At 45.0% G+C, this 6,166-nt stretch carries 6 protein-coding genes; all 6 read right to left on the bottom strand.

Going from position 1 to position 6,166, the window contains the following annotated elements:
* On the bottom strand, nucleotides 1-862 hold an 862-nt coding region (locus ABDW33_RS30630), incomplete at its 3' end, for a hypothetical protein (protein ID WP_343693897.1).
* 1 nt (nucleotide 863) lies between these two features.
* Nucleotides 864-1,484, bottom strand: a complete 621-nt coding sequence (locus ABDW33_RS30625; RefSeq protein ID WP_343693896.1) for a hypothetical protein — start codon at nucleotides 1,482-1,484, stop codon at nucleotides 864-866.
* A gap of 343 nt (nucleotides 1,485-1,827) precedes the next feature.
* Nucleotides 1,828-2,121, bottom strand: coding sequence for a hypothetical protein (locus tag ABDW33_RS30620; RefSeq protein ID WP_343693895.1), 294 nt, complete (start codon nucleotides 2,119-2,121; stop codon nucleotides 1,828-1,830).
* Nucleotides 2,122-2,599: 478 nt separating this feature from the next.
* The gene (locus tag ABDW33_RS30615) at nucleotides 2,600-2,833 is read right to left on the bottom strand and encodes a hypothetical protein (protein ID WP_343693894.1); all 234 of its coding nucleotides are present in this window, start codon (nucleotides 2,831-2,833) and stop codon (nucleotides 2,600-2,602) included.
* Nucleotides 2,834-2,882: 49 nt separating this feature from the next.
* Nucleotides 2,883-4,517 (bottom strand): M28 family metallopeptidase, encoded by a 1,635-nt coding sequence (locus ABDW33_RS30610; RefSeq protein ID WP_343693893.1) that lies wholly within the window; start codon nucleotides 4,515-4,517, stop codon nucleotides 2,883-2,885.
* 291 nt (nucleotides 4,518-4,808) lie between these two features.
* Nucleotides 4,809-6,038, bottom strand: a complete 1,230-nt coding sequence (locus tag ABDW33_RS30605; protein WP_343693892.1) for a PepSY-associated TM helix domain-containing protein — start codon at nucleotides 6,036-6,038, stop codon at nucleotides 4,809-4,811.
* Between the last annotated feature and the right edge of the window lie 128 nt (nucleotides 6,039-6,166).

Raw genomic sequence — 6,166 nt, 5'->3', positions numbered from 1 at the left:
AAAAATTAAACACTTCCCCTTCCACCGCCGCTATACAATATAATTTCTTCAACAATACACTCTTCCCCACCACCACCTCCATCTCCTCTTCTCTCGCCGCCTCGGCTATCCCCATCATCAACCCTTTTAAAATCCCCTCCTCCAGCGAATTCCCTCCCTTTAACTCCCGGTAGTTCGTAAACGTCCTCACCCGCCCTGTACTTCCCAAACAAATCCCAATCCGGTAACGATACCCTCCGATCTCCCCTTCCATATACTGCCTGGAAAAAATATACTGATAAAAACTCCCCATCAGGTTGAGCTTATAATCCATATAATCCAGCACGCCTTTCGGATAACAATACACATTCCGCTGCCGCTCCCCATACGTCTGCTCAATGACCACTTTCAGTCCCGGCCTGAGATAAGCCAGTTGCTGCGCCCCATAACTAAGCGAGGCAAAGTCCAGCTCATACTCTCCCAACACATCTTTCCGGAGTTTAAACTTCGTCGTCAGCTCTGCCCGGGTAGGCTCTTCCAACAAACTATACGTACACTCTCCCTGGAATGCCTGCAACATAAATTGATCAATACGGATTGTCACCGCCTCACAAAGTGCGATCAGCATCACATGGAAAAAGATCTTCTCCCCCTCATGTAATCGCGCTTCAAAAGCCACTGCATCCACATGCTTCGCTACCATCGTTAACTGCTTCTCCTCCTCCAGGGAAAAATGTACCGTTGTTACAGCATTCCCCAGGTCCATAATAAGATAAGCCAACAGATCATTGATCCCCCGCATATGCAACGGCCCCGTTATCCACCGGGGCTGTTGCTTCAGTAATTGCAGAAATTCCAATTGCCTTTCTGGTAATGCCCGCATACTATTTGTTTTCGGAAGACTTCAGCGCCACATACGTACCCGCACTGATACCCAATAAAATGAGATTATTCATAGGTATAATAGGCATGATCTTGTCAATGATATCATCCGTAGAATTATACCCTGCCTGTTGCAGATTGATCACGGTTCTCCAGATAAACCAGATCCCGAAAAACAGGTTGAATACCACTGCCTGGAAACGCGGAATACTAATCCCTGTCTTATCTGACAGGATATCCAGCCAGAAGCCTTCACTCTTCATGTCTTTGGAATTCTTTGGCGGCACGGCCTCTTTACCTTCCGAAGCTTCTGTGACAGCTTCATTGTATTTGGTATCATCAGCCACATCTACAATACGGGCAGAAGCCGTAGTAAGTGCACCAATACCCAGGAGTAATAAAGTGGAAGTGTCAAAAGTTGGCATCTTGCCAGTAGCAGCAAGAATGCTGATAAAAGAAACGAGGATGATAAATGTCCACCAGAGTAATTGTAATCTGGCATAACTGAATGGTTTAGGATCTATGTTGCTGGCATCACAAAGAATACAAAAACGTTTCTGCATCCAGATGGCCATTACAACGCCTAAAATAAAAACGAGCAGGTAGATAACTTGTGCATTCATGGTATAAGGAAAAATAGGATGTATAGTGAGCGAAAGATGCTCTATAAAAGATATTTCATAGTATCATGTGGCTCGTCAATGTCAGACCACCCGCGCTCCGCTAAAAAGTCTACATATTGACCTCCCTTCCCGAACTGCCGTTCCGAAGGATTTCCCAAAAATAGTTGGTTGCTCCATAGGTATTATTATATAGCAAATATACGCAATACAATAGCTATTTCATAACGTGCTATTACAAAGTAACTCACACACTTCTCCGGGATTAACGAATGAAATGTATGCCTGAAGCACCTTGTTCACAAGTAGGTTTACATAAAACCGGGGATAACAAACTTACTCCCCATCAACAAGGGGTTAGGATCTGCTGTTTAAGTACAGCTATTTCCTGATCCTTAAATGAGATTTGCGCTTTATTATCAATGGTCACTAACACATCCTTACCCTTTCTTCCTTCATAATAATCTAACAGTACTGCAAAGATGTCTTCTCTTTCACCACTCAACTTAACTCCCGCTATTTCAGCAGATAAGAGCCAGTGATTAAAGTGATACTTTACATCCAGGTCCAGCCCTTTATCTTCCAGAAACCAATACAATTCCTCCAGGCCGCGGCCTTCTATAAATACTTCCGTTTTCATTATATGGAATCTTTCATCCCATATTGCTATAGCCGGGGATAGGTAATATAAAGTCTTAACTATCAGATCATTTCTTGAACTGACAGTTATCCACATTTATCAACAGGGAGGTAGGCGCTGTTAAAAACGTACAAGCACATATCAGCTTATCCACATTTATTGGTGACGCATATTCAAATGAAAGGCACACATTATTCAAAATATCCATTCACCACATCCGCCCATCACCCTGGTGCATCCTCAAATGAAAAAGCATTTACCACAAATCCTCCATCCACTCCACCCAAGCCATCCCCTGATACGTTTTCAAATGAAAAACACACATTACCAAACATCTCCATTCACGTCATCAAGCTTTCACCCTGATACATCTCCAAATGGAAATACATTTACCACAAATCCTCCATTCACCTCATCAAGCCCTACTCCTGATACATCTCCAAATGAAAAAACATCTACCATCTACCTCATCAGATCCCTACCCCTGGTGCGTCTCCAAATAATAATCATACTTATTCAAATCCAGCTTCTCCCCCAACAACTTCTCCACCGCCGCTTTCTGTGCCGCTCCTACCTGGTAAATATTCAAATATTCCGGATCCCCCTCCTCTGCTTCCCAGATCTTATTAATCTCCCCTACTTCCAACTCCACCAGGTACTCACTTACAAAATCCTCACTCCCTTTTAAATAATAAGCAATTGTTCTTTCCATATGCATATAAATTAAACAGCCGGCTTTGATCAAAGCCGGCTGCAAGTTATTATCTTTTACTTTTAAACTCCGAAGTCTTCCGCCATTCGGGGAACTTTTCTTCATTCGCCAACGTCTCTCCTACATCAAACAGGAACCGGATATCTTCTACCATCCCTGACAACTCCCACGTATCATCAAACTGATCAAATGGTGAATGATATCTATTCTTTCCATAAGCCGCCCTATGGTTGGGCACCCATGCGGAATCATGCAGTAATGAGTGCTCACCCGCTCCTGGATAAAGAGAAGGAATGCCCACCTTCGCAAAATTGAAATGGTCAGAACGGAAGAACCAGCCACCGGACGGATTCGCCTCCGGAATAATCGTTCTACCCTGCTTCTTCGCCGCCCGCTCTGCATAATCATCCAGTTCCGATTGCCCCTTTCCAATGATCGTAATATCCGTAGTACGGCCAAAAGTATTCATCACATCCATATTGATATCCGCCACGGTAGACTTCACCGGGAACAAAGGATGCGTAGCATAATACTCCGATCCCAGCAATCCCTGCTCTTCCCCTGTCAGCGCGATAAAGAGAACAGACCTTCTGGGCGCCTGCGGTAAACTTTTGAAAGCCGTCGCCAGACTTAACAACGCCGCTGTACCGCTGGCATTATCGGCTGCACCATTGTAAATGGAGTCGCCGTTGATCGCTTCACCCACACCCAGGTGATCCCAGTGTGCCGAGTAAATGATGTATTCATTCTTTCTGTCAGTCCCCGGCAATTGTGCAATCACATTATGAGAGGTCGACTTCTTGATCTTATTCGTAATCTCCAGGCTGGTAGTCACCCCCAGTGGTACCGCCTTAAACCCAGGATGCTTTGCCTTCTCGATGGTCGCCTCAAAGGGTACGCCCGCCAGTGCAAACACTTTTTTGGCAGACTCCAGCGTCATCCAACCTTCCATCGCTGCTCTTGACATGTTATCATCTTCCGTCTGCAGGTCAAGTCTGGGTTTGGACCATCCACTTCTCACCACACCCCAGTTATAACTCGCAGGCAGGATGTCGTGAATGATAATAACGCCGGTCGCACCCTTACGGGCCGCTTCTTCGAATTTATAAGTCCAGCGACCATAGTAAGTCATGGTCCTGCCTTTAAATAAAGTGCTGTCATAAAAGCCGGGATCATTCACCATCACCACAACCGTCTTCCCTTTTACATCCAGTCCTTCATAGTCATTCCATTTATATTCCGGTGCATCAATTCCAAAACCGGCAAACACCAGTTCAGAGTTATCCACAGTTACTTTCTCTTTCACCCTGCGGGTCGCTATCACATATTCATCCAGGTAAGGAAGACTGATACTACCACTCTTCCCTTTAATGACCAACGGGCCGCTGGGCTTGGGAATCAGTTCCACCATGGGTACTTCCTGGAAATAACTGTTTCCGTTACCCGGTTGTAACCCGATCTCTCTGAAACGGTCTTCCAGGAACTTGATTGTCTTGTCTTCTCCAATAGTAAAAGGTTTACGGCCCTGGAAAACATCAGAAGATAATACAGTGATGTCACGGGCAATGCTTGCCGAATCAATGCTTTTAATGGCTAAGGAATCCGATGTAGCAGCCTGCTTCTGCTCAGGTCCATGACAGGCAAAAAGTCCTATCAGGGGGATTATTCGATAGAAATATTTCATGCAGCGTACGTTTTGCTTATGCGGCTAAAGATAGTGCACTTTTAATAGAAAAGGGCCCTGTTGTAGACAGGACCCAGTATTGGTATCTATAATCTGTTATGTATAATCTATTTCTGTTAGCGGTAGCCTGGCTCTTGTTACCTGTCATCTATTAACTACCACTTGTTACCTAACCACCTGTTGCCTGGCACCTATTACCCAACACCCGTTACCTAACCACTTATTACCCAAGATCTGTTACCTATCACCTACTCCCTTTTATCCATCCCTCACCTGCACCTCTCCCCCATCCTACACCGCCGCCGGCACCACTTTCTCCACCACCTTCACCTTCTTCTTATCTTTCTTCTTCCCTTTTCCCCACCAAACAATAAACCCTGTCACCGGCAAACTCGCACAAATCAAACTCACTATAAAAGCAATAATTTTCCCAATGATTCCACCTATCGCTCCCACATGAATATCATAATTCATCAGGATCAGGCGCTCCCCGGCATTCCTATCCTTCTTCGTCACCCTGGCCAACATCTTCCCTGTATACTTATCAAATTGAAAATCATCCCTGTCATAATACACCTCATTCCCCCAATAAGCAGACATATACACCACCGCTGCCTTGCCGGTATCAGGTGCACTCAACCCAATCCGCTTTACATCCGGCATCTCATGCTGCAAACGCTCAAAAGCAATATCCAATCCCCGTTGTGGCGTACCTGCCAACGTCGTATCTGACACCCCATTTTTATGCGCCGGCGGCGTAATACTCCTGGCTGCCACCACATATACCGTATTCTGAAACCACTTAAACGACCACACCAATCCTGTCAATGCCAATACCAGTGCAATCGCCATCGCATAAAAGCCCAGTACATTGTGCAGATCATAATTCACCCGCTTAAAACTCGCTTTCCACTTTATCTTAAAACTCTGCTCTCTCGTCGCCTTCGTCCATTTCTTCGGCCACCAAAGGATCAAACCAGTGATCAACAATATCACAAAGATCAATACACTCCATCCCACAATCTGCTCACCTACCGCTCCATTCAGCAACAAACTCCAGTGAATCATTTTCACGATAGCGAAAAAGTCATACTTAAAGTCGTGATGACCAACCACTTCCCCCGTATAAGGGTTCAGAAAAACAGCCTCATAATATTTTACCCCGCCAAAATAAGTAATAGCTGAAGGGTCTCCCTTCATATAGGTCATAAACTCCCACGCTCTATCCTTATCCTTGAAAGTAGTGATATAATTGACTTTCTTCTCCGGGCCCAGCGCTTTCTGCGCATAATCCATCAAAGTACTGATAGGCAGGGTCGCTTTCTGCTGAGGCTGTACAAAAAGGATATCATGATGCACCTTCTCTGAAATTTCTTTCTGAAACGCAAATAAACAACCCGTAATGCTTACGATAAACACAACAATACCGGATGCTAATCCAAGCCATAAATGTAGCCAGGCATTGAGTTTTGCCCGCCAGGATTTCCCCTTCTTCGCTGTTGGCTGCGCTTTTTTATTCATGTTGTTCCGCCCTTATCAGTTGATATAGAAATGGTTATGGTTAACCACGCTAACAAAAATCCTGAATATCAGCCGCATGACCGAGACGGATCGGGAAATTATTTTGCGGGATGCGGAAAAACACCGGA

The sequence above is a fragment of the Chitinophaga sp. genome (assembly GCF_039596155.1).
GTDB lineage: Bacteria > Bacteroidota > Bacteroidia > Chitinophagales > Chitinophagaceae > Chitinophaga.
Note: the sequence above shows the minus strand (reverse complement) of the source record. Positions and strands in the feature narration are given on the sequence as shown.